The 26,556-nt window shown below is 62.8% G+C and carries 24 protein-coding genes and 1 tRNA gene; 10 read left to right on the top strand and 15 right to left on the bottom strand.

The annotated features are described in order from the left end of the window. Position 1 precedes the first annotated feature (1 nt). Entirely contained in the window at positions 2 to 715 is a 714-nt protein-coding gene (locus MJ643_RS13035) for a TetR/AcrR family transcriptional regulator (RefSeq protein WP_013971718.1), read from the bottom strand. Positions 716 to 930: 215 nt separating this feature from the next. Between MJ643_RS13035 and lexA the strand changes: the two genes are divergently transcribed. Both lexA and sulA read left to right on the top strand, forming a co-directional pair. Then, a complete protein-coding gene (lexA, locus tag MJ643_RS13030) occupies positions 931 to 1,539 on the top strand; it encodes a transcriptional repressor LexA (RefSeq protein ID WP_004376420.1) in 609 nt (202 codons plus the stop codon). 13 nt (positions 1,540 to 1,552) lie between these two features. Then, complete coding sequence (gene sulA, locus MJ643_RS13025) at positions 1,553 to 2,029, top strand: SOS-induced cell division inhibitor SulA (protein ID WP_208209295.1); 477 nt, start codon at positions 1,553 to 1,555, stop codon at positions 2,027 to 2,029. A gap of 49 nt (positions 2,030 to 2,078) precedes the next feature. On the opposite strand, the gene MJ643_RS13020 is transcribed toward sulA, so the two are convergent. From MJ643_RS13020 to MJ643_RS12990, 7 genes are all read right to left on the bottom strand, one after another. Beyond that, positions 2,079 to 2,312: a hypothetical protein gene (locus MJ643_RS13020; RefSeq protein WP_004376430.1), complete on the bottom strand. Its 234-nt coding sequence runs from the start codon at positions 2,310 to 2,312 to the stop codon at positions 2,079 to 2,081. Positions 2,313 to 2,362: 50 nt separating this feature from the next. Next, positions 2,363 to 2,878 carry a DUF6586 family protein gene (locus tag MJ643_RS13015; RefSeq protein ID WP_013971715.1) on the bottom strand — a complete coding sequence of 172 codons (516 nt, stop codon included), beginning with the start codon at positions 2,876 to 2,878 and terminating at the stop codon, positions 2,363 to 2,365. Between the two features lie 187 nt (positions 2,879 to 3,065). Then, entirely contained in the window at positions 3,066 to 5,675 is a 2,610-nt protein-coding gene (topA, locus tag MJ643_RS13010) for a type I DNA topoisomerase (protein WP_013971714.1), read from the bottom strand. Positions 5,676 to 5,775: 100 nt separating this feature from the next. Next, positions 5,776 to 6,027 (bottom strand): DUF1653 domain-containing protein, encoded by a 252-nt coding sequence (locus MJ643_RS13005; RefSeq protein WP_023661154.1) that lies wholly within the window; start codon positions 6,025 to 6,027, stop codon positions 5,776 to 5,778. A gap of 77 nt (positions 6,028 to 6,104) precedes the next feature. Next, the gene (gene fadA / locus MJ643_RS13000) at positions 6,105 to 7,280 is read right to left on the bottom strand and encodes an acetyl-CoA C-acyltransferase FadA (protein WP_013971712.1); all 1,176 of its coding nucleotides are present in this window, start codon (positions 7,278 to 7,280) and stop codon (positions 6,105 to 6,107) included. Between the two features lie 31 nt (positions 7,281 to 7,311). Continuing rightward, positions 7,312 to 9,459: a fatty acid oxidation complex subunit alpha FadB gene (gene fadB / locus MJ643_RS12995; RefSeq protein ID WP_013971711.1), complete on the bottom strand. Its 2,148-nt coding sequence runs from the start codon at positions 9,457 to 9,459 to the stop codon at positions 7,312 to 7,314. Between the two features lie 635 nt (positions 9,460 to 10,094). Then, positions 10,095 to 10,532, bottom strand: a complete 438-nt coding sequence (locus MJ643_RS12990) for a hypothetical protein (RefSeq protein ID WP_013971710.1) — start codon at positions 10,530 to 10,532, stop codon at positions 10,095 to 10,097. A gap of 110 nt (positions 10,533 to 10,642) precedes the next feature. Between MJ643_RS12990 and MJ643_RS12985 the strand changes: the two genes are divergently transcribed. Continuing rightward, positions 10,643 to 11,083 carry a universal stress protein gene (locus MJ643_RS12985; protein ID WP_208209294.1) on the top strand — a complete coding sequence of 147 codons (441 nt, stop codon included), beginning with the start codon at positions 10,643 to 10,645 and terminating at the stop codon, positions 11,081 to 11,083. Positions 11,084 to 11,208: 125 nt separating this feature from the next. Here MJ643_RS12985 and MJ643_RS12980 read toward each other — a convergent pair whose 3' ends face one another. After that, complete coding sequence (locus MJ643_RS12980) at positions 11,209 to 13,137, bottom strand: ATP-binding cassette domain-containing protein (protein ID WP_247726838.1); 1,929 nt, start codon at positions 13,135 to 13,137, stop codon at positions 11,209 to 11,211. Positions 13,138 to 13,358: 221 nt separating this feature from the next. On the opposite strand from MJ643_RS12980, the gene MJ643_RS12975 reads away from it, so the two are divergent. Continuing rightward, complete coding sequence (locus tag MJ643_RS12975) at positions 13,359 to 15,284, top strand: transglycosylase SLT domain-containing protein (protein ID WP_013971707.1); 1,926 nt, start codon at positions 13,359 to 13,361, stop codon at positions 15,282 to 15,284. A 129-nt stretch (positions 15,285 to 15,413) separates the two neighbouring features. On the opposite strand, the gene MJ643_RS12970 is transcribed toward MJ643_RS12975, so the two are convergent. Next, positions 15,414 to 16,217, bottom strand: a complete 804-nt coding sequence (locus tag MJ643_RS12970; RefSeq protein ID WP_013971706.1) for an MOSC domain-containing protein — start codon at positions 16,215 to 16,217, stop codon at positions 15,414 to 15,416. Positions 16,218 to 16,273: 56 nt separating this feature from the next. Further along, a complete protein-coding gene (locus tag MJ643_RS12965; RefSeq protein ID WP_013971705.1) occupies positions 16,274 to 17,209 on the bottom strand; it encodes a chemotaxis protein CheV in 936 nt (311 codons plus the stop codon). Between the two features lie 350 nt (positions 17,210 to 17,559). On the opposite strand from MJ643_RS12965, the gene MJ643_RS12960 reads away from it, so the two are divergent. The 3 genes from MJ643_RS12960 (at position 17,560) to MJ643_RS12950 (ending at position 19,986) form a co-directional block, all read left to right on the top strand. After that, on the top strand, positions 17,560 to 18,069 hold the full coding sequence (locus MJ643_RS12960) for a histidine kinase (RefSeq protein WP_031324484.1): 510 nt from the start codon (positions 17,560 to 17,562) through the stop codon (positions 18,067 to 18,069). 371 nt (positions 18,070 to 18,440) lie between these two features. After that, positions 18,441 to 19,337, top strand: coding sequence for a sensor histidine kinase (locus MJ643_RS12955; RefSeq protein WP_013971703.1), 897 nt, complete (start codon positions 18,441 to 18,443; stop codon positions 19,335 to 19,337). Next, complete coding sequence (locus tag MJ643_RS12950; protein ID WP_208209292.1) at positions 19,327 to 19,986, top strand: response regulator transcription factor; 660 nt, start codon at positions 19,327 to 19,329, stop codon at positions 19,984 to 19,986. The genes MJ643_RS12955 and MJ643_RS12950 overlap by 11 nt, the downstream gene beginning before the upstream one ends. Here MJ643_RS12950 and yegS read toward each other — a convergent pair. Next, the gene (gene yegS, locus MJ643_RS12945) at positions 19,970 to 20,857 is read right to left on the bottom strand and encodes a lipid kinase YegS (RefSeq protein WP_208209291.1); all 888 of its coding nucleotides are present in this window, start codon (positions 20,855 to 20,857) and stop codon (positions 19,970 to 19,972) included. The two genes, MJ643_RS12950 and yegS, sit on opposite strands and share 17 nt — an antisense overlap. A 255-nt stretch (positions 20,858 to 21,112) precedes the next feature. On the opposite strand from yegS, the gene MJ643_RS12940 reads away from it, so the two are divergent. Beyond that, positions 21,113 to 22,360, top strand: a complete 1,248-nt coding sequence (locus MJ643_RS12940; protein WP_013971700.1) for a glycosyltransferase family 4 protein — start codon at positions 21,113 to 21,115, stop codon at positions 22,358 to 22,360. On the opposite strand, the gene glp is transcribed toward MJ643_RS12940, so the two are convergent. Continuing rightward, entirely contained in the window at positions 22,349 to 23,536 is a 1,188-nt protein-coding gene (glp, locus tag MJ643_RS12935; protein WP_208209314.1) for a gephyrin-like molybdotransferase Glp, read from the bottom strand. The genes MJ643_RS12940 and glp overlap by 12 nt on opposite strands. A gap of 22 nt (positions 23,537 to 23,558) precedes the next feature. Next, the gene (gene moaB / locus MJ643_RS12930) at positions 23,559 to 24,098 is read right to left on the bottom strand and encodes a molybdenum cofactor biosynthesis protein B (protein ID WP_013971698.1); all 540 of its coding nucleotides are present in this window, start codon (positions 24,096 to 24,098) and stop codon (positions 23,559 to 23,561) included. Positions 24,099 to 24,286: 188 nt separating this feature from the next. On the opposite strand from moaB, the gene MJ643_RS12925 reads away from it, so the two are divergent. Both MJ643_RS12925 and MJ643_RS12920 read left to right on the top strand, forming a co-directional pair. Then, the gene (locus tag MJ643_RS12925) at positions 24,287 to 24,508 is read left to right on the top strand and encodes a YgdI/YgdR family lipoprotein (protein ID WP_013971697.1); all 222 of its coding nucleotides are present in this window, start codon (positions 24,287 to 24,289) and stop codon (positions 24,506 to 24,508) included. 80 nt (positions 24,509 to 24,588) lie between these two features. After that, a tRNA-Pro gene (locus MJ643_RS12920) sits at positions 24,589 to 24,665 on the top strand. Between the two features lie 140 nt (positions 24,666 to 24,805). On the opposite strand, the gene mqo is transcribed toward MJ643_RS12920, so the two are convergent. After that, positions 24,806 to 26,380: a malate dehydrogenase (quinone) gene (mqo, locus tag MJ643_RS12915; RefSeq protein WP_047595278.1), complete on the bottom strand. Its 1,575-nt coding sequence runs from the start codon at positions 26,378 to 26,380 to the stop codon at positions 24,806 to 24,808. Between the last annotated feature and the right edge of the window lie 176 nt (positions 26,381 to 26,556).

The raw sequence follows: 26,556 nt of genomic DNA, 5'->3' as shown, positions 1-26,556 counted from the left end.
TTCAGGCCTTGGCGGTGGTGGCGCCTGCGCTGGTCTTGGTGCGCGGGCGCAGCTGCGCGGCGGCCATGGCGTCGTCGGTTACACCGCTATCGGCACGCATGCCCGCAGCCAGGAACGGCACCATCAGGCGCATTACCTGCTCGATCGAGGTATTGATGCCGAAATCGGTTTCGGCAATCGCCCGCAGGGCCTTGATACCAGACATGCTGAAGGCGGCAGCACCAAGCATGAAGTGCACGCGCCAGAACAGCTCCAGCGGAGGAATGCGCGGCGCGGCCTCGTTGACCAGTAGCATGTAGCGGCGGAACACCTTGCCGTACATGTCTTCCAGGTAACGCCGCAGGTGGCCCTGGCTCTGGCTGAAGGCCAGGCCCAGCAGGCGCATGAAGATCGACAGGTCGTTGTTGCTGCGCGGCTGCACGGCCAAAGCCTGCTCGACCAGCATTTCCAGCAGCTCCTCGAGGCTCGGCTTGTGCTCAGGCTTGGCCTGGCGCCGCTCCAGCTCACGTTCGAGGCTGGCGCAGAACGGCCCGAGGAAGCGCGAAAACACTGCCTGGATCAGGGCCTTCTTGGAGCCGAAGTGATAGTTGACCGCCGCCAGGTTGACCCCGGCCTTGCTGGTAATCAGCCGCAACGAGGTTTCTGCGAACCCCCTTTCCGCGAACAGCTGCTCGGCAGCATCGAGAATGCGTTCAACGGTTTCCGATTGGGCCATGACTACTCCGACTACTCCGCCAGACAAACAGGTGTTTGAAACATACGTTTCAGCCCTGCTTCTGTCAAGGCTCGGTGACCGGCCGGTCGCCATTTAAAAGCGCCAGGAGGGCGGCTGCAAGCGCCATTGCTGCTGTTTATTGCAGGTTTTGGCTTGCAGCGCATCCAGTACTGTATATAATTCCAGTCACTGTACAAAAAGACAGAGCGCTCACCATGTTGAAACTGACGCCACGCCAAGCCGAAATTCTCGCGTTCATCAAGCGTTGCCTGGAAGACAACGGCTTCCCGCCGACGCGCGCCGAGATTGCTCAGGAGCTGGGCTTCAAGTCGCCCAACGCCGCCGAGGAACACCTCAAGGCCCTCGCCCGCAAGGGCGCGATCGAGATGACCCCGGGCGCCTCCCGTGGTATTCGCATCCCCGGCCTGGAAGCCAAGGCCGAAGAAAGCGGCCTGCCGATCATCGGCCGGGTTGCCGCCGGTGCGCCGATCCTTGCCGAACAGCACATCGAGCAATCCTGCAACATCAACCCCGACTTCTTCCACCCCCAGGCCGACTATCTGCTGCGCGTACACGGCATGAGCATGAAGGACGTCGGCATCTTCGATGGCGACCTGCTGGCGGTACACACCTGCCGCGAAGCCCGCAATGGCCAGATCGTCGTGGCCCGCATCGGCGACGAAGTCACCGTCAAGCGCTTCAAGCGCGAAGGCAGCAAGGTGTGGCTGCTTGCCGAAAACCCCGAATTCGCCCCCATCGAAGTCGACCTGAAAGAACAGGAGCTGGTGATCGAGGGCTTGAGCGTCGGCGTCATTCGCCGCTGATCCAGGAGGCGTCATGCAGCAGTTCATTCACGTACCCGAGCAAGCTCAGTTGCCATTGTTCGAAGCATTCCTCGCCCAGCCCGTACTGCCTGGCCTGAAAGCCAGCGAAGTGGCGCGCAAGAGCAGCCAGCCCGAGCTGTTCAGCGAACTGTCGCTGCGCGGAGCCCCCGGGCATTGCCAAAGCCTGCTGGCACCCGTACTGCGCGAACTGAGCGAAGAGGACGAGACCCGCTGGCTGACCTTGATCGCCCCGCCGTCGAGCCTGACCCAGGCCTGGCTGCGCGATGCCGGGCTCAACCGTGAACGCATCCTGCTGCTGCAACCTCGTGGCAATCAAAGCCCGCTTCAACTGGCCTGCGAAGCCTTGCGTCTGGGCCGCAGCCACACCGTCGTCAGCTGGCTGAGCAATGTCAACGCCACTGCGCGCCAGCAATTGCTGCGCGCTGCCAGTGCCGGAAACGCACAAAGCCTGAACATCCGCCTCGGCTGATGTTCAGGCTTTGCCTGTCACTGCATGAAACCTGATGCCCTGCTGCACCTCAGTGCAGCACACGCGGCCCTTCATCACGCTCAAGCTCGCCATCCATCAGGCGACCGGCCATCTGTACGCCCACGCTGAGCATGGCCTTGGCCACTTCCACATGCTGACCCTGCAGGAACGCCTTGGCGTCTTCCGAGAAATCCAGGGTTACCAGAGAGCCCTCATCCTCGGCGCGACGCAGTTCGATGCGGCCATCAGGCAACTCGACAATTTCCAGAAACGACGTAGACATAAATGGCAGTTCTCCGCGAAAGGCCAGCATTGTACCAGCCGTAGCAGCTATCAGCACTCACTCAACGCGTCACGGAAACGTCTCACCAGGCCTTTGAGGTCGCTGCGCCAGCTTTCCAGTTCGGCACGCGACAGCGCCGGATGCTCGGGCTCATCGAGATTGACCGCCTGGATCAATGGCTGGGTAACGTCGGTTTTCGGCGTTTTTTTCGCGACCGGTGGTCGGAACAAATCGGCATAAGCACCAAGCATTTGTGCCAGCCAGGTTTCGCGCTGGCGGGCCAGCTCCAACAGCTCGGCCACTTCCGGGATGGCGATGCCATTCAGGGCATCGTCGGCCAGTGCCTGCTCGACCGTTGCAACAACTGGCAGGCGGTAGAAGCCACCAATTTCATGACACAGGCCCAGCAATGCGCCGTAGAGATGGAACAGCGCCGACTCGCGTTCGGCCTGGACCAGGCCTTGTGCATTCATGGCCTGGCTTTGTTCGGCCTTGGCCATGGACTCCAGGGCGAGGCCGGCAAAGAACAGTTTCTGATTGGTGCGGGTGTAGAGTTCCTGGGCCATTTCAGTGACCTCCCTAAGGCTGCAAGGCGGATAGCTGCATCATAAATGATTGGGGCCGCTTTGCGCCCCTTCGCAGGCTTGCCTGCCCCCACAGGAATTGCATCAAGCCCAAGGCCTGCGCTGTACCTGTAGGAGCGGGCAAGCCCGCGAAGGGGCGCAAAGCGGCCCCAATTACAGCACTGACAGATCAGCGCTTGTCTTCAACCTTCCACGCATTGCCGTCGTAGAACGCCTTCCAGCCGGTCGGCTTGCCATCAACCTCGGACTGCACGTACTGCTCCTTGGTCTTGCGGCTGTAGCGGATCACTGCAGGGCGGCCTTCCGGGTCTTTCTGCGGCGCATCGCACAGGAAGTGGTACTTCGGATCAATCTCGTGTTTGTGTGGAACGATTTCCAGCACCAGCGGTGCACGGGTTTCGCGATTCTTGGGGAACTGGCTGGCTGCCAGGAACAGCCCCGAAGCGCCATCACGCAGCACGTAGGTATCGTCGACCTTCTCGCACTTGAGCTCTGGCATGTCCACCTTGTCCATCTTCGGTGGCGCCGCCTCGCCGCTCTTGAGCAGTTTGCGAGTGTTCTTGCACGCCGGGTTGGTGCAACCGAAGAACTTGCCGAAGCGGCCAGTCTTCAACTGCATCTCGCTGCCACACTTGTCGCACTCCAGGCTCGGCCCTTCGTAACCCTTGATGCGGTAGTTGCCTTCCTCGATCTCGTAGCCAGCGCAATCCGGGTTGTTACCGCAGATGTGCAGCTTGTGCTTCTCGTCCAGCAGGTAGGCATCCATCGCCGTGGCGCAGATCGGGCAGCGGTGCTTGCCCAGCAACACGCGGGATTCCGATTCGCCCTCGTCGTCGGCGGCAATCTCGTCGCCCGGCACCAGGTTGACGGTGGCCTTGCAGCGCTCTTTCGGCGGCAGGCTGTAGCCCGAGCAACCGAGGAACACGCCGGTGGAAGCGGTGCGGATCATCATCGGCCGGCCACATTCCTTGCACGGAATGTTGGTCATGGTCGGCTGGTTGGCACGCATGCCGTCTTCGTTGGACTCGGCAGTCTGCAGCTTCTTGCTGAAATCGCCGTAGAACTCGTCGAGCACGTTCTTCCAGTCACGCTCGCCCTGGGCCACGTCGTCGAGGTTCTCTTCCATGTCGGCGGTAAAGCCGTAGTCCATCAGGTTGGAGAAGCTTTCGGACAGGCGCTCGGTGACGATGTCGCCCATCTTCTCGGAATAGAAGCGGCGGTTGTGCAGAGTCACATAGCCACGGTCCTGAATGGTCGAAATGATCGCCGCATAGGTCGACGGGCGACCGATGCCACGCTTTTCCATTTCCTTGACCAGGCTGGCTTCGGTGAAGCGCGCCGGTGGCTTGGTGAAGTGCTGGCTCGGGTCGATCTGGATCAGCTTCAGCGCTTCGCCCTGGACCATTTCCGGCAACACGTCGTCTTCGCCAGGCTTGCTCTGTTGCGGCAGCACACGGGTGTAACCGTCGAACTTGAGGATACGGCCCTTGGCACGCAACTCGAAGTCGCCTGCAGCCACGGTGACGCTGGTGGACAGGTATTGCGCCGGCGGCATCTGGCAGGCCAGGAACTGGCGCCAGATCAGCTCATACAGGCGCTCGGCGTCACGCTCCATGCCACTGAGCTTGCTCGGGTGGGTGTTTACGTCGGAAGGACGAATCGCTTCGTGCGCCTCCTGGGCGCCTTCCTTGCTGCCGTACACCAGCGGTGCCTCGGGCAGGTACTGCTTGCCGAACTCGCGCTCGATGTAGCTGCGCGCCATATCCAGGGCGTCGGCCGACAGGTTGGTCGAGTCGGTACGCATGTAGGTGATGTAGCCGGCTTCGTACAAGCGCTGGGCCATCATCATGGTTTTCTTCACACCGAAGCCCAGGCGGTTGCTGGCGGCCTGCTGCAAGGTGGAGGTAATGAACGGTGCCGAAGGCTTGCTGCTGGTCGGGCGGTCTTCGCGCTTGACCACGCTGTAGCTGGAAGCCTTGAGCTTCTCCAGCGCGGCCATGGCCTGGGCTTCGTTCAGCGGCTTGAAGGCCTCACCCTTCTCGCGGGCCACTTCGAAACGCACCTTGGCGTTCTTGGCGGTGCCGAGGTCGGCGTGGATTTCCCAGTACTCTTCCGGGATGAACGCGCGGATTTCACGCTCGCGCTCCACCACCAGCTTCACCGCCACCGACTGTACACGGCCGGCGGACAGGCCACGTGCGATCTTGGCCCACAGCAGCGGCGAAACCATGTAGCCGACCACGCGGTCGAGGAAACGCCGCGCCTGCTGCGCGTTGACCCGGTCGATATCCAGCTCGCCCGGCTGCGAGAAGGCTTCCTGGATGGCCTTCTTGGTGATTTCGTTGAACACCACGCGCTTGTAGCGGGTGTCGTCGCCGCCGATGGCCTCGCGCAGGTGCCAGGCAATGGCTTCCCCTTCGCGGTCCAAGTCGGTTGCGAGATAGATGGTGTCGGCATCCTTCGCCAGGCGGCGCAGCTCTTCGATCACCTTTTCCTTGCCAGGCAGGATCTCGTACTTGGCCTTCCAGCCGTGGTCGGGGTCGACGCCCATGCGTGCCACCAGCTGGCGGCGGGCCTTTTCCTTCGGCGACAGGGCCGGAGCCTCACCCGCGGCCTTGCCACGCTTGGCGGCTGGCTCTTTGCTGGCGCTGGCCGAACCGCTGGTGGGGAGGTCTCGGATATGGCCGATACTCGACTTCACCACGTACTGGTTGCCCAGGTACTTGTTGATGGTCTTGGCCTTGGCCGGGGATTCCACAATGACCAGCGATTTGCCCATGGATCGGAGTATTCCTGAATCTGAAGATGAAAAACGCGTCAGGTGCCAGACGCGGCACCGCTATATATAGTGGCAAAAGTGTGAGGTCAAGTTCGGACTATCACTCGTGCGACTTGCCCAGCAACCCGGGCAGCCCCTCTTCGGCCTTGACCAAAGCAAAGCGTGGCACCTGCTCGCCGTCAACCTCGACGGACTCCTGGAACATCGAAAGTGGCCGTACCCAGAAGCTGTAATCACCATACAGGCATTGGTAGAACACCATCCACTCTTCGCTCTCGGAGTGCCGCGCAACACTGAAGACACGGTACTCAGGCCCTTTGTAATGCCGGTATACGCCTGGTTGTATCTGCATGTTGCCCACCCTCTTGAATAAAACCTGTAAAAAACAAAACCGGGGCACAAGGCCCCGGTCGCTGTCCCGCTACGCGATCAGACGCGTTCGAAGACAGTGGTGATACCTTGGCCGAGGCCGACACACATGGTCGCCACCCCCAGGGTACCGCCATTCTGCTTCATGACGTTGAGCAGGGTGCCGGAAATCCGTGCCCCGGAGCAACCGAACGGGTGGCCCAAGGCAATGGCGCCGCCGTGCAGGTTAACCTTCTCATCCATCTTGTCGAGTACTTTCAAGTCTTTCAGCACTGGCAGGGCCTGTGCAGCGAAGGCTTCGTTGAGCTCGATGAAGTCGATGTCGGCCATGGTCAGGCCAGCACGCTTGAGGGCTTTCTGGGTCGACGGCACCGGGCCGTAGCCCATGATTGCCGGATCGACACCAGCTACCGCCATGGAACGGATGACCGCCAATGGCTGGATACCCAGGTCCATGGCGCGCTGGCCGGACATGACGATCATGCACGATGCACCGTCGGTGATCTGCGACGAGGTACCGGCAGTGACGGTACCGCCTTTCGGGTTGAACGCCGGCTTCAGCGACGCCAGGCCTTCGAGGGTGGTTTCCGGGCGAATGGTTTCGTCGAAATCGAACACCTTCAGGAAGCCGTTCTCGTCGTAGCCCTGCATCGGGATGATTTCATCCTTGAACTTGCCTTCTACCGTGGCCTTGTGGGCCAGCTGGTGCGAACGCAGGCCGAACAGGTCCTGCTGCTCACGGGTGATGCCGTGCATCTTGCCGAGCATTTCCGCGGTCAGGCCCATCATCCCGGAAGCCTTGGCGGCATGCAAGGACAGGTGCGGGTTGGGGTCGACGCCATGCATCATGCTGACGTGGCCCATGTGTTCCACGCCACCGACCACGAATACATCACCGTTGCCGGTCATGATCGCCTGGGCGGCGGTGTGCAGCGCGCTCATCGACGAGCCGCACAGGCGGCTGACGGTCTGCGCCGCGGAGGTGTGCGGGATCTGGGTCATCAGCGAGGCCATGCGGGCGATGTTCCAGCCCTGCTCGAGGGTCTGGTTGACGCAGCCCCAGATCACGTCCTCGACTTCTTTCGGGTCGACCTTGTCGTTGCGTTCCAACAGCTTGCTGATCAGGTGCGCCGACATGTCTTCGGCGCGGGTATTGCGGTGCATGCCACCCTTGGAGCGGCCCATCGGCGTGCGACCGAAGTCGACAATCACCACGTCTCTTGGATTCAGGCTCATATCAAATCTCTCGCTCTAGCTCGTTGACCGCTCAGTTGAAGAAGCGCTGGCCGTTCTTGGCCATTTCACGCAGCTTGGCGGTCGGGTGGTACAGCGGCCCCAGGTCGGCGTATTGATCGGCCAGGGCAACGAATTCGGCCACACCGATCGAGTCGATGTAGCGCAGCGCACCACCGCGGAAGGGAGGGAAGCCAATGCCGTAGACCAGGCCCATGTCGGCTTCGGCAGCGGTTTCGACGATGCCGTCTTCGAGGCAGCGCACGGTCTCCAGGCACAGCGGGATCATCATCCAGTTGATGATGTCTTCGTCGGTGACTTCACGCTGCTCGAAGACGATCGGCTTGAGCACGTCGAGCACGGTGGCGTCGGCGACCTTCTTCGGCTTGCCGCGCTTGTCGGTTTCGTAGGCGTAGAAGCCCTTGCCGTTCTTCTGGCCCAGGCGGTTGGCCTCGTAAAGTGCGTCAACGGCCGAGCGGCGCTCGTCCTTCATGCGGTCCGGGAAGCCTTCGGCCATCACGTCGCGGCCGTGGTGGCCGGTGTCGATGCCGACCACGTCCATCAGGTACGCCGGGCCCATCGGCCAGCCGAACTTTTCCATGACCTTGTCGATACGCACGAAGTCGACACCGGCGCTTACCAGCTTGGCGAAGCCGCCGAAGTACGGGAACAGCACGCGGTTGACCAGGAAGCCCGGGCAGTCGTTGACCACGATCGGGTTCTTGCCCATTTTCTTGGCGTAGGCCACGGTGGTGGCAACCGCCACTTCACTGGACTTCTCGCCACGGATGACTTCCACCAGCGGCATCATGTGCACCGGGTTGAAGAAGTGCATGCCGACGAAGTTTTCCGGGCGCTTGAGCGCCTTGGCCAGCAGGTTGATGGAAATGGTCGAGGTGTTGGAAGCGAGGATCGCATCGTCCTTCACCTGGGCTTCCACTTCAGCCAGCACGGCCTGCTTGACTTTCGGGTTTTCGACCACGGCCTCGACGACGATGTCGACATTGGCGAAATCGCCATAGGACAGGGTCGGGCGAATGGCGTTGAGTGCCTCGGCCATCTTGGCCGGGGTCAGGCGGCCCTTCTCGACGCGATTGCCGAGCAGCTTGGAGGCCTCGTTCAGGCCCAGCTGGATGGCTTCCTCGCGGATATCCTTCATCAGGATCGGGGTGCCCTTGACCGCCGACTGGTAGGCGATGCCGCCACCCATGATGCCGGCGCCGAGCACGGCGGCCTGCTTCACGTCGTGGGCGATTTCGTCATGCGCCTTGGCCTTGCGCTTGAGTTCCTGGTCGTTGAGGAACAGGCCGATCAGGCTTTCGGCAACCGAGGTCTTGGCCAGCTTGGCGAAGCCTGCGGCTTCCACTTCCAGGGCCTTGTCACGACCGAAGTTGGCAGCCTTCTGGATGGTCTTGATGGCTTCGACCGGGGCTGGGTAGTTAGGGCCGGCCTGGCCGGCGACGAAGCCCTTGGCAGTCTCGAAGGCCATCATCTGCTCGATGGCATTGAGCTTGAGCTTTTCCAGCTTGGGCTGGCGCTTGGCCTTGTAGTCCAGCTCGCCACTGATGGCGCGCTTGACCAGGTCAAGGGCACCGGCCATCAGCAGTTGAGGCGCGACCACGGCGTCGACGGCACCCACTTTCAGGGCGTCCTCGGCACGGTTTTCCTTGCCGGCGGCGATCCATTCGATGGCGTTGTCCGAACCGATCAGGCGCGGCAGGCGCACGGTACCGCCGAAGCCCGGGTAGATACCCAGTTTGACTTCCGGCAGGCCAATCTTGGCGCTGGTGGACATGACCCGGTAGTCGGCGGCCAGGCACATTTCCAGGCCGCCGCCCAGGGCGATGCCGTTGATGGCGGCGACGGTCGGCACTTCGAGGTCTTCGAAGGCGTTGAAAATGCGATTGGCTTCCAGGTTGCCGGCGACCAGTTCGGCCTCGGGCAGCTTGAAGTTGTCGACGAACTCGGTGATGTCGGCGCCGACGATGAACACGTCCTTGCCACTGCTGACGATCACGCCCTTGACCGAGGCGTCGGCCTTGATGGCATCGACGGCCTGGCGCAGTTCGTTCAGGGTCAGGCGGTTGAACTTGTTGACGGACTCACCCTTGAGGTCGAACTTGAGCTCGACGATGCCACTTTCAAGAGCCTTAACCGTGATGGCTTTACCTTCGTAAATCATCAACTGATCTCCACGATATGGAAGCTGAACTGTACACGCCGATCGCTGCAGCAAAAGCAGGCCTAGCTGCCCTGCCCCAGGCACACCCGTCAGCGCGCTAGTCGGAAGTATGGCTTGGCGTCATGACATACAAACGCTCAATTCATACGCCCGTTTGATTTGGGTGTGCACACATTCTCCGAAAAGATCGGCGTTGTCAAATGCTCGCGAGCAAGGTGAAAACACGACTTTCCGGTCATTTTGTAGCGTCCCGGTACAAAACATGATGACAGTGATTGCTGACCATTCATGTCGGCGATTGACCATGAACCGCAGAAGAATGGTGCAGCTTTTACCTTGCGCGGCGGCCTTGAACGGCTACACTGGCACTTGCTTGAATGCATACCCGGCCTGCCTGGCCTTTTCTGCGCAGCAGAACGCAAAGCGGCGACTTGGCACCCCACCCCTTCAGGGGTCGGCCAAGCCGCCGCTTTGTCGTTATGTGCTTGCCTTCGGATGAGAAGACCAATGGGAGGGCTTAGCGGGGCCCTGTGGGAGCGGGTTTACCCGCGAACACCGGCAAAGCCGGTGCCATCCACCGAGTCGCCTTTTTCGCGGGTAAACCCGCTCCCACAGGGGCCGCGCAAAGGCAAATTTCAGGCCAGGGTTTCGAGGACGTGGGCAATATCCTGCAACACAGCGGTATCACCCCGCTCGGTCCAGTACAGCGCGATCATCCGGGCATCGGCCTCGACCTTGTAGACACTCGCCGGCAAGCGCGCCAAGGCCTCCATGAAGCGTGGGTCCTCGCAGGGCTCACGCCACTGGTTCCACCACACCCCCGGGGTGATCTGCCAGAAGCTGAAGCTGTCCTCATGCCCGCGGCGACGGGCCCGGTGGTATTGCGGGCACGGGCTTGGCGGTTCCTTTTCCAGCCAGTGCGGCCACTGCTGCGGCGCCAGCTGCATGGCCAAACCCATGCGCCGAGCCTCCAGGCGCAGCTTCATCTGCTCGCTCTGCTTGCGCGAGGTGCGCAGCCAGGAAAGCGGGCTGAGAATCAGCGCGAGGATTGACACCACCAGCAATACCGTCATATCAGTAGTTCCCATAAAACGTTGCAAATGAGCTGGTTAGCCATTTTTCACGGAAGACCCGCCCGAAAGCGACCATACTTCTTCTATCGCGATTGTCAGGAGTTCCGCTCATGTCCTACGAACATCTTCTGGTCGCCGTCGACCTGACCGAAGAATGCGACCCGGTGATCAAACGCGCCATGGCGCTGGCCGCGCCGTCGAATGCCAAGGTTTCGCTGGTACACATCGTCGAGCCGATGGCCATGGCGTTCGGCGGCGACGTGCCGATGGACCTGTCGCAGCTGCAACAGCAGCAGTTCGACCAGGCCAAGGACCGCATGGACCGCCTGTTCAACAAATACCCGGACATCCACCGCGGCGACTCGCACCTGACCTATGGCCAGCCGCGCCAGGAGATTCACCAACTGGCCAAGGACCAGAAGTGCGACCTGATCGTGGTCGGCAGCCATGGCCGTCATGGCCTGGCGTTGCTGCTGGGGTCCACGGCCAATGACGTGCTGCATGGGGCGCCCTGCGATGTACTGGCGGTGCGCTTGCAGAAGAAGGAATGATTCAACCGGTGCCGGCCCTTTCGCGGGTGAACCCGCTCCCACAGGTACTGCACCGCGTTCAACAGCGGTGCGGTCCTTGTGGGAGCGGGTTCACCCGCGAACAGGCCGGGCCAGGCTAACGCCGATCAGCCTTCCAGCTCGGCCCAGCGCTCCACCAGCACATCCAGCTCACCCTGCAGCTTCTCGATCTTGGCCAGCACTGCCGAGGTTTCCGCAATCGGCCGCTGATAGAAGCCCGCCGCATTCACTTCTTCCTGGGCCTCGGCCATGCGCTGCTCCAGCTCGTCGATCTGCCCCGGCAGCATTTCCAGCTCACGTTGCAGCTTGTAGCTGAGCTTCTTCTTCGAACCATCAGCCACCACTGCAACCTGCGCAGGCGCCGGCTTGGCCTCTACCTTCTCCACCACCGCGCTGTTGAGCTCGGACTTGCCGCCCTTGCTCTCGGTCACGCCCAACAGCTTCGGCGAGCCCCCTTGGCGAATCCAGTCCTCGTAACCACCGACGTATTCACGCACCTTGCCCTCGCCTTCGAACACCAGGGTGCTGGTGACGACGTTGTCGAGGAAGGCCCGGTCGTGGCTGACCATCAGCACGGTGCCCTTGTAGTTGGACAGCACCTCCTCGAGCAGCTCGAGGGTTTCCACGTCCAGGTCGTTGGTCGGCTCGTCAAGCACCAGCAGGTTGGCCGGCTTGCTGAACAGCTTGGCCAGCAACAGCCGTGCACGCTCGCCACCCGACAGCGCCTTTACCGGCGTACGGGCACGCTGAGGGCTGAACAGGAAATCGCCCAGGTAGCTCAGCACATGGCGGTTCTGGCCGTCGATCTCGATGAAGTCCCGGCCTTCGGCCAGGTTGTCGATAACGGTCTTTTCCAGGTCGAGTTGGTGGCGCATCTGGTCGAAATAGGCCACTTCCAGCTTGGTGCCGCGCTCGACCTTGCCTGCGGTCGGCTCCAGGTCACCGAGCATCAGCTTTAGCAACGTGGTCTTGCCGGTACCATTCGCGCCCAGCAGGCCGATGCGGTCCTCACGCTGCAGGACCATGGAGAAGTCCTTGACCAGCACAGGCCCTTCCGGGTGATGGAAGCTGACGTTCTCCAGCACCATTACCTGCTTGCCGGACTTTTCCGCCGCCTCGATCTGGATGTTGGCCTTGCCCTGGCGCTCGCGGCGTTCGCTGCGCTCCACGCGCAGGGCCTTCAGTGCGCGTACGCGGCCTTCGTTGCGGGTACGGCGGGCCTTGATGCCCTGGCGAATCCATACCTCTTCCTGGGCCAGACGCTTGTCGAACAACGCGTTGGCGGTTTCCTCGGCGGCCAGTGCGGCCTCCTTGTGCACCAGGAAGCTGGCATAGTCGCCGTTCCAGTCGATCAGGCCGCCGCGGTCCAGTTCCAGGATGCGGGTGGCCAGGTTCTGCAGGAACGAACGGTCGTGGGTGATGAACAATACCGCGCCATTGAAGCCGCGCAGGGCCTCTTCGAGCCAGGCGATGGCACCGATGTCCAGGTGGTTGGTCGGCTCGTCGAGCAGCAGCAGGTCGGGCTCCGACACCAGCGCCTGGGCCAGCAGCACGCGGCGGCGCCAGCCACCGGACAGTTCGGCCAGGGTCTTGTCGGCCGGCAGCTGCAGGCGGCTGAGGGTGCTTTCCACCACCTGCTGCAGGCGCCAGCCGTCACGGGCTTCCAGCTCGTGCTGGACGTGCATGAGTTTTTCCAGGTCTTCATCACCCTGGATGTTCAGGCTCAGGTGATGGAACTGCGCCAGCAGATCGCCCACACCATCCAGGCCTGCGGCCACCACATCGAACACCGTGCGCTCGTCGGCCACCGGCAGCTCCTGCGGCAGCTCGCCGATCTTCAGGCCCGGGACACGCCAGATTTCGCCGTCGTCGCCCTTCTGCTCGCCCTTGACCAGGCGCAGCATGCTCGACTTGCCGGTGCCGTTGCGGCCGATGATGCACACCCGCTCGCCACGAGCGATCTGCCAGGACACTTTGTCCAGCAGCGGCATGGCGCCGAATGCGAGGGACACATCGCTGAATTTGAGCAGGGTCATGTTGGTCTCCATAAATCGGGCGCGCATTCTACCTGACTTGGCCCCCGACGGCATCCGCCTGGTCATCCGGCAAGGGCTTTGCGACATCTGGTCGAACTTAATATCCCGATACAAGCACAGTGCTTTCACCCGCCGCCGGCAAACAGCTAAGCTAAGGCAATAGCTTCCAACAGTGCTGGCTCCGCCGTCACTTCCCCATGGTTCAACTGCCCGGACGTATCATGCGCAGCCGCCTGTTACATATTGCATCCTGCCTGCTGCTCACCGCCGCCACCTGCGCGGCGCAGGCCGCCGATCTTACCCTGCAACGCCAGTACTATGACGAGGCCAAGCGCGCGCTGGCCAAAGGCGACAAAGGCCCATACCTGCGCTATGCCCAGGCCCTCAGCGACTACCCGCTGACGCCCTACCTGGCCTACGACGAACTCACCGCCCGCCTGAAAACCGCGAGCAACCAGGAAATCGAAGGCTTCCTTGCCAAGCATGGCGACCTGCCCCAGGCCAACTGGATGAAACTGCGCTGGTTGCGCTGGCTGGCCGAACGCGGCGAATGGAACACTTTCGTCAAGTACTACGACCCCAAGCTCAACTTCACCGAACTGGACTGCCTCAACGGCCAGTACCAGCTCAGCCACGGCCTGCGCGCCGAGGGTTTTGCCACGGCCGACAAACTGTGGAACGTCGGCAAGTCGCAGCCGGCTACCTGCGACACACTGTTCGGCATGTGGGCGGCCGAGGGCCAACTGACCGAGGCCAAGCGCTGGCAACGCACCAAGCTGGCGGCCCAGGCGCGCAACTACGGCCTGGCCAACAACCTGGTCAAGACCCTGACCACCCTCGCGCCGCAGGGGCGCCTGCTGGTAGAGGTGGCGCAGAAACCCGAGCTGCTCAACCAGCCGTCGCGCTTCACCCCGGCCAACGAAGCCATGTCCGACGTAGTCAGCCTCGGCCTGCGCCGCCTGGCCCGACAGGACCCGGAGCGGGCCATGGCGCTGCTCGACGACTACGCCCAGCGCATGCACTTTTCACGCGACGAGAAGGTGGCCATCGCCCGCGAAATCGGCCTGACCCTGGCGCGCCGCTACGACCCGCGCGCGCTCGACCTGATGACCCGTTACGACCCCGAGCTGCGTGACAACACCGTCAGCGAATGGCGCTTGCGCCTGCTGCTGCGCCTGGGCCGCTGGGAAGACGCCTACGAGCTGACCCGCCGCCTGCCCCAGGACCTGGCCAACAGCAGCCGCTGGAAGTACTGGCAGGCGCGCAGCCTGGAGCTGGCGCAACCGAACAACCCACAGATCCCGCTGCTGTACAAGACCGTGGCGCGTGAACGTGACTTCTACGGTTTCCTCGCCGCCGACCGGGCACAAACCCCTTACCAGCTGAACAACAAGCCGCTGGTGCTCAGCCCGCAGCTAGTCAACAAAGTCCGCAACACCCCGGGCATCCGCCGTGCCCTGGAGTTCCACGCCCGTGGCCAGATCGTCGAAGGCCGCCGCGAGTGGTACCACGTCAGCCGACACTTCACCCGCGACGAAATGGTCGCCCAGGCGCGCCTGGGCTACGACCTGCGCTGGTACTTCCCGGCCATTCGAACCATCAGCCAGGCGCAGTACTGGGACGACCTGGACATCCGCTTCCCGATGGCCCACCGCGACACCCTGGTGCGCGAGGCCAAGGTCCGCGGCCTGCATTCGAGCTGGGTCTTCGCCATTACCCGCCAGGAAAGTGCGTTCATGGAGGATGCCCGTTCCCCGGTGGGTGCCAGCGGCCTGATGCAGTTGATGCCGGCCACGGCCAAGGAAACCGCGCGCAAGTTCAGTATCCCTCTGGCATCACCGGCGCAGGTGCTCAACCCGGACAAGAACATCCAGCTGGGCGCGGCCTACCTGAGCCAGGTGCACAGCCAGTTCAACGGTAACCGGGTGCTCGCTTCGGCAGCCTACAATGCCGGGCCGGGACGCGTGCGACAGTGGCTCAAAGGCGCCAAGCACCTGAGCTTCGATGTGTGGGTGGAGTCGATCCCGTTCGACGAAACGCGCCAGTATGTGCAGAACGTACTGTCGTATTCGGTGATCTATGGGCAGAAGCTGAACTCGCCGCAGCCACTGGTGGATTGGCATGAGCGGTATTTCGATGACATGTGATTGCTACTGAGCCTGCGCCGGCCTCTTCGCGGGTAAACCCGCTCCCACAGATATTTCACCGGTCCTGAATGCGATGCAGTATCTGTGGGAGCGGGTTTACCCGCGAAGAGGCCGGCACAGGCAACACAGCTACTCCAGGATTTCGACCTTCATCCCTACCTCCAACCGCCCACTGCCATCCACTGCTAGGTTCTGCCCGAACAGCACATCCCCCTCCTTCTCACGGAAGGTCCTGAGCGTGGCCATCGGCTCGCGGTCCTCGGTACGCTCGCCGGTAGCCGGGTCGATGGTGGTAAAGATGCAGCGCACACTGGGCTTGAGCACGCGAAATTCCAGGCTGCCGATACGGATCCGCTTCCACCCATCTTCGGCAAACGGTTCGGCCCCCTGCACCACCAGGTTGGGCCGAAAGCGAAGCACCTCCATGGGCCGGCCGATACGGCGGTCGAGTTCTTCCAGCGATCCCTGGTTGATCAGCAACAACGGGAAACCGTCGGGGAACGCCGCCCGGTCACTGTTGAAGCCATAGCCATTGGGCAGATAACGCGCGCGCTGCTCCGGGCAATACACCAGGCGCACGGCCTTGCCCAGCAACTGGCTGAGCCAGGCCGCCGCCGCATCGCCCGCATCCGGCACACGCAAGGTATCGCGCCAGATGGTCACGCCGCGCAGGGCGTCATCGGTAGGTGGCACAGGTACCCGCAAGGGAATTTGCCCAGGTGATTCCAGCAGCAACTGGCCGCTGTCATCATCACTTGCCTTGATCTGGCCTAGATGAGGCCAGGCGCGCTGGGTAAGGAAGCGTCCGTTTTCTTCCTCCACCACCATCCAGCGCCGGTCGCCCTGCAACCCCAGCAACCCCACCGGTGAAGCCTGCAGGCGTTGCGCCTGCCCGGACTTCACCGGGTACCGATACAGCTCACTGAGAAACATCCCTGCCGCCTCGCGTCATGCCAAAACGCCAAGCTTATACCCGGCAGGGGCCGGGATCACGCAGTAGCGGCATCCAGCAACAGGCGTTGCTTGACCACGTCGACCAGGCGATCGGGCTGGAACTTGGACAGGAAGTTGTCGCAGCCAACCTTCTTCACCATGGATTCGTTGAAACTGCCCGACAGCGAGGTGTGCAACACCACGTACAGCCGGCGCAAACGGGCATCGCCACGGATCTCGGTGGTCAACCGGTAGCCGTCCATTTCCGGCATCTCGGCGTCGGTGAACACCATCAGCAGCTTCTCGCACACATCCTCTCCAGCGTCGGCCCAGCCCTTGAGCATGCGCAGCGCCTTCAGGCCATCACTGGCCACGTGCAGCTTCACGCCCAGCTGGGACAGGGTGTCGCGCAATTGCGCCAGGGCCACGCTGGAATCGTCCACCAGCAGCACTTCGCGGCCGCGGGCCCGGGCCAGCACCGGATCGGCGAGTTTGTCGCCGGAAACCCGGGCGTTGTAGGGCACGATCTCGGCCAGCACCTTCTCCACGTCGATCACTTCCACCAGCTTGTCATCGACCTTGGTGATGGCCGTCAGGTAATGCTGGCGTCCGGCGCTGGACGGCGGCGGCATGATCGCCTCCCAGTTCATGTTGACGATGCGGTCGACACCGCCCACCAGGAAAGCCTGCACCGAGCGGTTGTATTCGGTGACGATGATGGTGCTGTCCGGCCCCGGCTGCAGCGGGCGCATGCCGATCGCCTGGGACAGGTCGATCACCGGCAGGGTCTGGCCGCGCAGGTTGACTACGCCGCAGACGAAAGCGTGGCGCTGGGGCATCAGGGTCAATTTGGGCAGCTGCAGCACTTCCTGCACTTTGAACACGTTGATCGCGAACAACTGGCGGCCGGCCAGGCGAAACATCAGGATTTCCAGTCGGTTCTCACCCACCAGTTGCGTGCGTTGGTCTACCGTGTCGAGAATGCCAGCCATTGGAAAGCCCCCAGGCTTAAGTCGGAAAATGTGAAATCAGCCACCCTGTATCGGCGGCTTCACGCACACCTTGACCCTTGCGGGAAAATGCCGTGAAGGCAATTGATATCACTTTACCATCATGCTTTACTGCGGGAAGCGCGGGTGATTCAGCGGGACAGCAAAAGTTCCCCACCTGAGGCCCTTATCAGGGAAACCCTTAGCCACAATCGGGTGAAACCTGATGTTCGCGATATCCTTTAGCCATTAATGTGACGCCATTCTCATTGCATGAATGGAGTCAGGCTTTTGCTAGCTATCGTTTTGGCGTGCCCGTCCCCTGTGCCAGCCCCACGCGCGGGGGCATCATGATGGACAGCGCCTTGTCGTTCGATAACGCCCTGCAGGGTTTCCTGCTGGATGCCCAGGTACTGCTGACCCAGGCCCAGGAATGCCTGCAGCATCTGGAACTGATCGACAACGACCCGGATGCTTGCCACTACCTGGAAAATGCCCTCGACAACCTCGCTCGACAGGCCGCACATCTGGGCCTGCGCGAAATCGCCCATTACACCACCGCCCTGCAGCAGTTGCTGGCACCGGCCTGTCAGGTCGGTTGCCTGCAGCGCGAAGCCCTGCCCGCGGTAGGGGCTTGCCTGACCCTGCTAGCCTGGCAGCTGGAACTGGTCGACCCTTGCACCGGGCGGCTTAACATGGACATCGGCGAGCAGCTGGTGCTGCTGGGTGAACTGGCCAAGGCCGTGCAGCAAACGTTTGCACAACCTTGCACACCCTGCGACGAGCAAGGCAGCGTATGCATCCACCCGCATTCCGAGACGGCAGGCAGCACGCACTCCGGCCGCTCATCTGCCACCTATTGAACTGGCGCAAAATGCAGCCGGGCACGTTTATTCAGGCCCACCCTGGCCGAACCTGGAAAATTCTCGAGGCTTTTCAGGTTGAGGGGGGCCAAGTTGAATCAACAGCACACAAGTTCCATGGCAAGTGCCTGTTGCGCGATCAAGCAAAGCGGCACTTTGCCACCCTCCAGCGCCCGCCCCGCCGGCGTTTCATGGCGTTACCCGATCGCGACCAATGCACTGCGAAGTGGTAATATGCAGCCCCAAAACGCTTGCGAGCAGCAAGGTCGCAAGATCATGTGTTTGAAAGAAAAAGGCAAGTACTGCTCCAAAGCCTCTGACATGGATTGTGCAAGGCCTCCATCAGCAATACTTCAGTGGCTTCCCTACCTATGTTTCCACGCTTGAACACTTCTTCGCGGTGCTGCTCCCGCACTACCCTGCTGCGCTGGGCAACTGTCGGGCTGTGCATGGCCTCGCTGGTCGCCAACCTGTTGCTGTACCTGGCCGATCAGGTGATCCCGGCCAGCCTGCTGGTGCTGCAACTGGTCGCCACACTGGGCGCTACCGTGCACCTGGCCCTGGGTGCCAGGTCGATCAGCCTGCGCCCGGCGGAACTGGCCGAGCGCATGCTCAAAGTCCAGGAAGGCGAGCGCCAGCACCTGAGCCGGGAACTGCACGACGACATCGGCCAGTTGCTCACCGCCGCCAAGCTGCAGCTGCAGTGGCTGCAGAAGCGCATGCCCGACGAGCTGCAAGGCCACTGCGACGCGCTGCGCAGCACGCTGGATGACACCTTGGGCAACGTGCGCGATGTCTCCGCCCTGCTCAACCCGCGGCAGTTGGCCAGTCTGGGCCTGGAGGCCAGCCTGCGCGCACACCTGGTGCGCACCCTGGGCAACAGCGGCGTTCACTGGAGCCTGGCATGCAACCAGCGCCTGGGGGGCATCGACGAGGCCGTGGCCATGGCGGTGTTCCGCATTACCCAGGAAGCCGTGACCAACATGCTGCGCCACGCCCAGGCACGCAATCTGGTCATCCGCCTGCAGCGCACCCCCGAGGGGTTGGCGCTGTCAATCCAAGACGATGGCCGCGGCTTCGTGCCCGCCAGGCAACCGGCCGAAGCAGGCCAGCGGGGCTTGGCCGGTATGCAGGAGCGGGTAACCGCGTTGCAGGGCAGCCTGGACATCACCAGCCAGCTCGGCCTGGGCACGCACATCGAGGCGATGTTCCCATGGCCACCGCGCACTCAGCAACGCGCCAGGAGCACTGCAACCCATGACCTGTAGACTGCTGCTGGTAGACGACCACTCGCTGATTCGCGCCGGTGTGCGCGCACTGGTGTGCGATATTCCCGGCTATGACGTGATCGGTGAAGCCGACGACGGCAGCCAGTTGCTCGAACAGGTGCGCACGCTGGCGCCGGACATAGTCTTGCTGGACATCTCCATGCGCTCGACCAGCGGCCTGGACGCCCTCACCCAACTACGCGCCAGCGGCAGCACCTGCAAAGTGTTGATCCTGTCGATGCACACCGACCCGGACCTGATCATGCGGGCACTGGAAAGTGGCGCCCACGGCTACCTGCTCAAGGACACCAGCGCCACCGAGCTGGAACAGGCCCTGGCCGCGGTGCGCAACGGCGAGCGCTATCTCAGCCCAGCCGTCGCTCATACGGCCATCAACCAGGCGCTGCTGCACACCAGGCAGGGCAAGCAACCAGCTGGCGAGCGGCATAATCTCACGGCGCGACAGCTGGAGATCCTGCGCCTGATCGTGCGTGGCAAGTCCACCCGGGAAATCGCCACCGGCCTGGGCCTGTCGATCAAGACAGTGGAAACCCACCGCTCGCAAGTAATGAAACGCCTGCAAATCCATGACGTGGCCGGCCTGGTGCTGTTCGCCGTGCGCGAGAAAATCATCAGCCTGGACGACTGAGCAACGGAGACCCCTCTGGCAGGTGTAGCCGCAATGCAGCGGGCTTGGCCTGGAAGCGTAACTTTTCGGCCTGCACTGGCTCGCCATCGAGGTTGATGTCCAGCCCCTGCGAGCACTTGATCTCCACCCAGGGCAACCTGGCCCTGACGAACAGACCGTTACCGGCCAACAGCTCACGCAACGTCCCGACCATCTCCTGAGGTGCCGGCAGGATGGCGATATCGAGCAAGCCGTCGTTCACCAGGGCCTCGGGGCATAGCATTTGCCCACCCCCGGCCTGGCGGCCATTGCCGATCCCCAGCGCCAGCAGGTCACCCTGCCAGTCGAAGCCTGGCCCTTGCAGCTCTACCGAGGCGGCCTGCAGTTCGCTGAAGCGTGACAACCCGGTGAACAGGTAGGCGGCCGCGCCCAGTACTTTCTTCAGGTCTTCGGAGGTACTGGCCGTGACCTGGCTGCCAAAACCGCCCGTGGCCATGTTGAGGAACAACTGGTCGCCGGCCTGGCCCAGGTCTATTGGCCGTGCGGATATGTTTAGCAAGGCCAGGGCCGTGGCAGGCTCCAGGGGTATGCCGGCGGCCTTGGCAAAATCGTTGGCTGTGCCCAGCGGCAACAACGCCAGGCTGGCCTGGGTACCTGCCAGCCCCATGGCCTCGGCGACATCACGCAGCGTGCCATCCCCGCCTCCGGCGACGATGTGGTCGTAGCCGGCGGCCAGCGCCTCGGTGACCAGGCGCTGGGCGTCACCGGCCTCCCAGGTGACCCGCACATCCAGCACCCAGCCGCTGTCGCGCAGGCCATGCACGGCGCTGCGCACGTCTTCGTTCATGGCCTGCTTGCCGTGCAGGATCAGCATTGCCTTGCGCCCTTGCATGTGCGCGCCTCCGTGAAGTGATCAACCCAGATCTCGACCCTTTGCAGTCGCGGATCGTTGCATGCGCCCGAAAAAATAGCAGGCCGCTCCCAGTATTTAATTGCGTAGGCCGGTCTTTTCCCACACGCCTGGCAATGCACGGCTATGCTCAGCAAATACACTTTATTGCCACGGACGCGCCCCCGGCAGTGGTTCTACCACTGCTGCCCACGGGCGCGTCTTGCTATCCGCAGCCTTTAGCGAGGATTCCGGGTCATGCGCATTCTCTGGACACTGCCGTACCTGCCCTGGCCAACCACCAGCGGCAGCAAGACCCGGCAATACCACCTGATACGCGCACTGGCACAGCGGGGCCACCGGATTACCCTGCTGGTGCAATCGAAGATCCCCCTCGACGATGCTGCCCGCGAGGCCCTGGAGCCGCTGCTCGAGCGCCTGATCGTGCTGCCCCGACGGCCCCTGCACAGCCCGCTCAACCTGCTGGCCTCGCCGATTATCGTTTACCCCATGCGGGCAATTATCAATGGTCTGGCCCCTTGCCTGCGGCACCGCTTCGAGCAATTGCTGGACGAGCCCTGGGACGTGATCCAGATCGAGCACAGCTACAGTTTCCAGCCCTTCGAAAAGGCCCTGCAGGCACGCGGACTGCCGTACATGCTCAGCGAGCACACCCTGGAATCGGTGATGGGTGGCGCCAGCCACGATCGCCTGCCGCTATGGCTGCGCCCGCTCAACGCCTTCGACCGCTGGCGCTATCGACGCTGGGAACAGCGGGTATTGCGCCAACCCACCGAACTGGTGGCAGTCAGCGCCCACGATGCCGAATTGATCGCGCAGATCAGCGGGCGCCCGGTGAACGTGGTGGTCAATGGCGTGGACTGTGATTTCTACCAGCACGTGCAACCCGCGCTGCACAGCCAGCGCCTGCTGTTCGTTGGCAACTTCGAGTATGGCGCCAACCTGGAGGCCATCGAATGGGCGCTGGAAGACATCATGCCGCAGGTCTGGATGAGCAACCCGGCGGTGCGCCTGGCGATTGCCGGGCATGCCATGCCGGCCAGCTGGAAACTGCACTGGAACGACCCGCGCATCGAATGGTTCGGCTACCGCCCCGACCTGCGTGAACTGCAGCGGCGCTCGGCACTGTTCTTCGCACCACTGCGCTATGCCGGTGGCTCCAAGGTAAAAATCCTCGAAGCGATGGCCGCCGGCTTGCCGGTAATCACCACCGGCAAGGGCGTTTCAGGCCTGGCCGCGAACAACGGTGAGCACTACCTGGGCAGTGAGGATGGCGACCAGTTGGCGCTGCTGATCACCCAGTTGCTCAACCAGCCCTGGCGCATGAGCCAGTTGAGCGACGCCGGGCGCCAGTTTGCCCGCCAGCGCCACGACTGGAGCGTGGCCGCCCAGCAACTGGAGAACGTGCACATGCGCCTGGCCCTGGCGGCACCGGTCGAGGCCGCGCCGCTGGCCAGTGCCTGGCTGGGCCGCTCAGCCAAGTAGTTCGCTGAAGGGAATGAAGGGCACGCTGTCACCCTGCTTCGGTGTACTGCCTTCACGCACTTCTACAAGCCCCTCGGCCCAGGCCGCACTGCGCAGTACGCCCGAACTCTGGTTCTTGTAGATGCGCACTTGGCCTTGCTCGATGCGGGCGCGCAGGTACTCGCGGCGCGTGCCAGCCCTGGGCCAGTCAAAGCCGGCCGGCATGTCAAAGCGCAACGGCGTAACATCGGTCACGCCCTGACGCCGCAACAAGTAGGGCCGGGTGAGCAGGCCGAAGGTGACCAGGGTCGAGGCCGGGTTACCCGGCAGGCCGATTACCGGCACGCCCTGGAAGTGGCCGAAGGTCAGCGGCTTGCCCGGCTTGATCGCCAGCTTCCACAAGGCCAGCTCGCCGGCTTCGCGCAGGGCGGCACCGAGGTAGTCGGCCTCACCCACCGAGACACCGCCGGTGGACAGGATCAGGTCGACATCGCCCAGTTCAGCCAGGCAGGTGCGGGTACGTGCCAGGTCATCCGGCAGGATGCCCGCATCAACCACCTCACAGCCCAGCCGCTGCAACCAGCTGACCAGCAGTCGGCGGTTACTGTTGTAGATCTGCCCCGGCCCCAGCGGCAGGCCAGGTTCGACCAGTTCGTCACCAGTGGACAACACCGCCACCCGCACCTTGCGCACCACATCCAGCCGGCCGTGGCCCAAGGTCGCGGCCAGGCCCAGCTCGATCGGCCCAAGCCGGGTGCCGGCGCTCATCACCTGTTCGCCCTTGCGGGTTTCCTGGCCCTGGGGACGAATGTTCTGCCCGGTCTTCAGCGCTTCGAGAAAGCGTACCCGCCCATCCTCCGCCACTTCGGTGTTTTCCTGCATTTCGACGCAGTCGGCACCTTCGGGCAGCGGTGCCCCGGTGAAGATGCGTGCGCAGGTACCCGGCTGCAGCGGCTGCGGCGCATGGCCGGCGAAAATCCGCTGGCTGACCGGCAGTGGTTCGCCCTGCCAGTCGGCCAGGCGCAGGGCGTAACCGTCCATGGCGCTGTTCGGCCAAGGCGGCAGGTCGAGCGAGGCCACCAGGTGGGTGGCCAGCACACGGCCTTCGGCCTCGGCCAGTGGCAGGTTCTCGGTATCACGGATCGGTGCCACTTCAGCCAATGCCAGCAGCTGCTCCAAGGCTTGCTCTACCGGCATCAACGGCCGGGCCTGGGTAACCTCAGCCACGGCTGTCGCAGGCCGCTGCCTGCTTCAGGTGCGGCACGAAGTTGCACGGGCGATGGCGGGCATCCAGCTGCTCGGCGAGGATACCGTCCCAACCGGTGCGCACCGCGTTGGTCGAACCCGGCAGGCAGCACACCAGGGTGCCGTTGGCCAGCCCGGCCAGGGCGCGGGACTGCACGGTGGAGGTGCCGATGTCGGCCACGGAAATCTGCCGGAACAGCTCACCAAAACCTTCTACCTGCTTGTCCAGCAGGCAGGCCACGGCCTCGGGCGTGCTGTCGCGGCCGGTAAAGCCGGTGCCGCCGGTGATCAGCACCACCTGCACGCTGTCATCGGCAATCCAGGTGGCGACCTGGGCGCGAATCTTGTACAAGTCGTCTTTGAGCAGCACGCGCTCGGCCAGGCGATGGCCAGCCGCGCTCAGGCGGTCGACGAACATCTGGCCGGAGGTATCGGTGTCGAAGGTGCGGGTGTCGCTGACTGTGAGCACGGCGATGTTCAGCGGCACGAAGGGGGTATCTGCCTTGGCTTTCATGGGGGTCCGTCACAAGAAGAGGGGATGGCCGCAGTTATAACACAGCACGCGCCCATCACAGCTTGACGCCCATGGCCCTTGCCCTCGATCAATGCCATAGGTTTGCCGCTATGCTGCACTGTAGACGGAACTTGCGTGGACACCCTGCGTCTTAATGTCATCTAGCACCATCGCACTGGAGAAACACGATGATTCAACGGACCCTACCCGCCTTCCTGCTCGCCTTGGGCCTGGGCGCCCTCGCTGGCTGCGCATCGCCAACCGTCATTACCCTGAACGACGGTCGCGAAATCCAGGCCACCGACACACCGAAGTATGATGAAGACTCCGGTTTCTACGAATTCGAGCAGTTGGACGGCAAGCGCACGCGCCTGAACAAGGACCAGATCCGCACCGTCAAAGAGCTCTGATCGCAGCCTGTTTTTTGCAAAGGCCCTTTTAACAACAAGGGCTTGCGTGCAAAAAAAGTATGCAGTAGGATTTCCTACATCGGAGTGTAGCGCAGCCAGGTAGCGCGTCTCGTTCGGGACGAGAAGGCCGCAGGTTCGAATCCTGTCTCTCCGACCAAATCCTCGTCAAAAAGCCCGCCTTGTGCGGGCTTTTTGTTGTGCGTTGAAAAGTGCCCTGCCCCAGCGCGCGCGCCCCCTTGTGGGAGCGGCCTTGTGTCGCGAAAGGGCTGCAAGGCAGCCCCCAACAACTTGTGCAGGTCAGTGCGACACCTCGGCCTCCACCGGCACATACAGCAACTGCAGGCGTTCACTGCTCCATGCCCGGGTCTGGTTGGTCAGCGCCAGGTTGTTGTTCAGCTTTTGCCCATAGCTCGGCACGATTTCCTTGAGCCTGGCCTGCCAGGCTGGCGACTGGATACGGTCCTTGAAGGTCTTTTCCAGCACGGTCAGCATGATCGGCGCCGCTGTCGAGGCACCCGGCGAAGCTCCCAGCAACGCAGCGATGCTGCCGTCCTGCGCCGCCACCACTTCAGTACCGAACTGCAGCACACCGCCCAGGACCGGGTCCTTCTTGATCACCTGCACCCGCTGGCCGGCCTGCAGCAACTTCCAGTCTTCGTTCTTGGCGTTGGGGAAGTACTCGCGCAGCGCGTTCATGCGGTCATCGAAACTGAGCATCAGCTGCCCCATCAGGTAGGTGCTGAGGTCGATGTTGTCGATACCAGCATTGACCATCGGCAGCACGTTGTGGCTGTTCAGCGAGGCGAACATGTCCAGCAGCGAGCCGTGCTTGAGGTACTTGGTGGAGAAGGTGGCGAACGGGCCGAACAGCAGCACCTGCTTGCCATCGATCATCCGCGTGTCCAGGTGCGGTACCGACATCGGCGGCGCGCCAACCGAGGCCTTGCCGTACAGCTTGGCCTGGTGGCGGGCGACCAGGTCGGGGTTGTCGGTCATCAGGAACTGACCACCGACCGGGAAGCCGGCGTAGCCTTCGGCTTCAGGAATGCCCGACTTCTGCAGCAGCTTCAGCGCGCCACCACCGGCACCGATGAACACGAAGCGGGCGTTGACGGCCTTTTCCTCGCCGCCGTTGGCCAGATCGAGCCCCCGCACATGCCAGGTGCCGTCGTCGTTGCGCACGATGTCACGCACCTCATGACGCAGGTTCAGCGACACATTGGGGTTGCGGGTCATCGCGGCGAACAACTGGCGGGTGATTTCGCCAAAGTTCACGTCGGTACCGATGGCCATGCGCGTGGCGGCGACCTTCTGCCCCGGGTCACGGCCCTCCATCACCAGCGGCGCCCACTTGCGGATCTGCTCGTGGTCTTCCGAGATTTCCATGCCGCGGAACAGCGAGCTGTGCTGCAGGGCGTCGACGCGCTTGTGCAGGAAGGCGACGTTGTCGTCACCCCAGACAAAACTCATGTGCGGCACGTTGTTGATGAACGACTTCGGGTTGCTCAGCACGCCCTGCTCGACCTGGTAGGCCCAGAACTGCTTGGACACCTCGAACTGCTCGTTGACCCCAACGGCCTTGCTGATATCGATATTGCCGTCCTTGCCCACACTGGTGTAGTTCAACTCGCAGAACGCGGAGTGACCGGTGCCGGCGTTGTTCCAGGCATTGGAGCTTTCTTCGGCCACCTGGTCCAGGCGCTCATAGACGTCGATCTTCCAGGAGGGCTCCAGCTCGGTGAGGTAGGTACCCAGGCTGGCACTCATGATGCCACCGCCGATCAGCAGCACGTCGACGGTCTTTTCCGGTTCCGCGGGTTTGGAGCAGCCGATGACGCCCAGGCAGAGGAACGTCAGCAGGAATTTCTTCATTGATGTTATCCAGTTGTTGTGTACACGCGCGCCGCCTTGAGCAGGGAACGTGCCAACTGGGTCTGGAGCAGTGGATACAGGGGGCAGGCGACGGGGTAGATGGCGGCAATCCGCCAGAGGGCATGGAATGAAGCAGTGGAAGTGGCGGGTTTCCCCAGTAGCCAACCTGGCGCCGC

This window comes from Pseudomonas sp. PNPG3 (genome assembly GCF_023093815.1).
GTDB lineage: Bacteria > Pseudomonadota > Gammaproteobacteria > Pseudomonadales > Pseudomonadaceae > Aquipseudomonas > Aquipseudomonas asiatica.
Note: the sequence above shows the minus strand (reverse complement) of the source record. Positions and strands in the feature narration are given on the sequence as shown.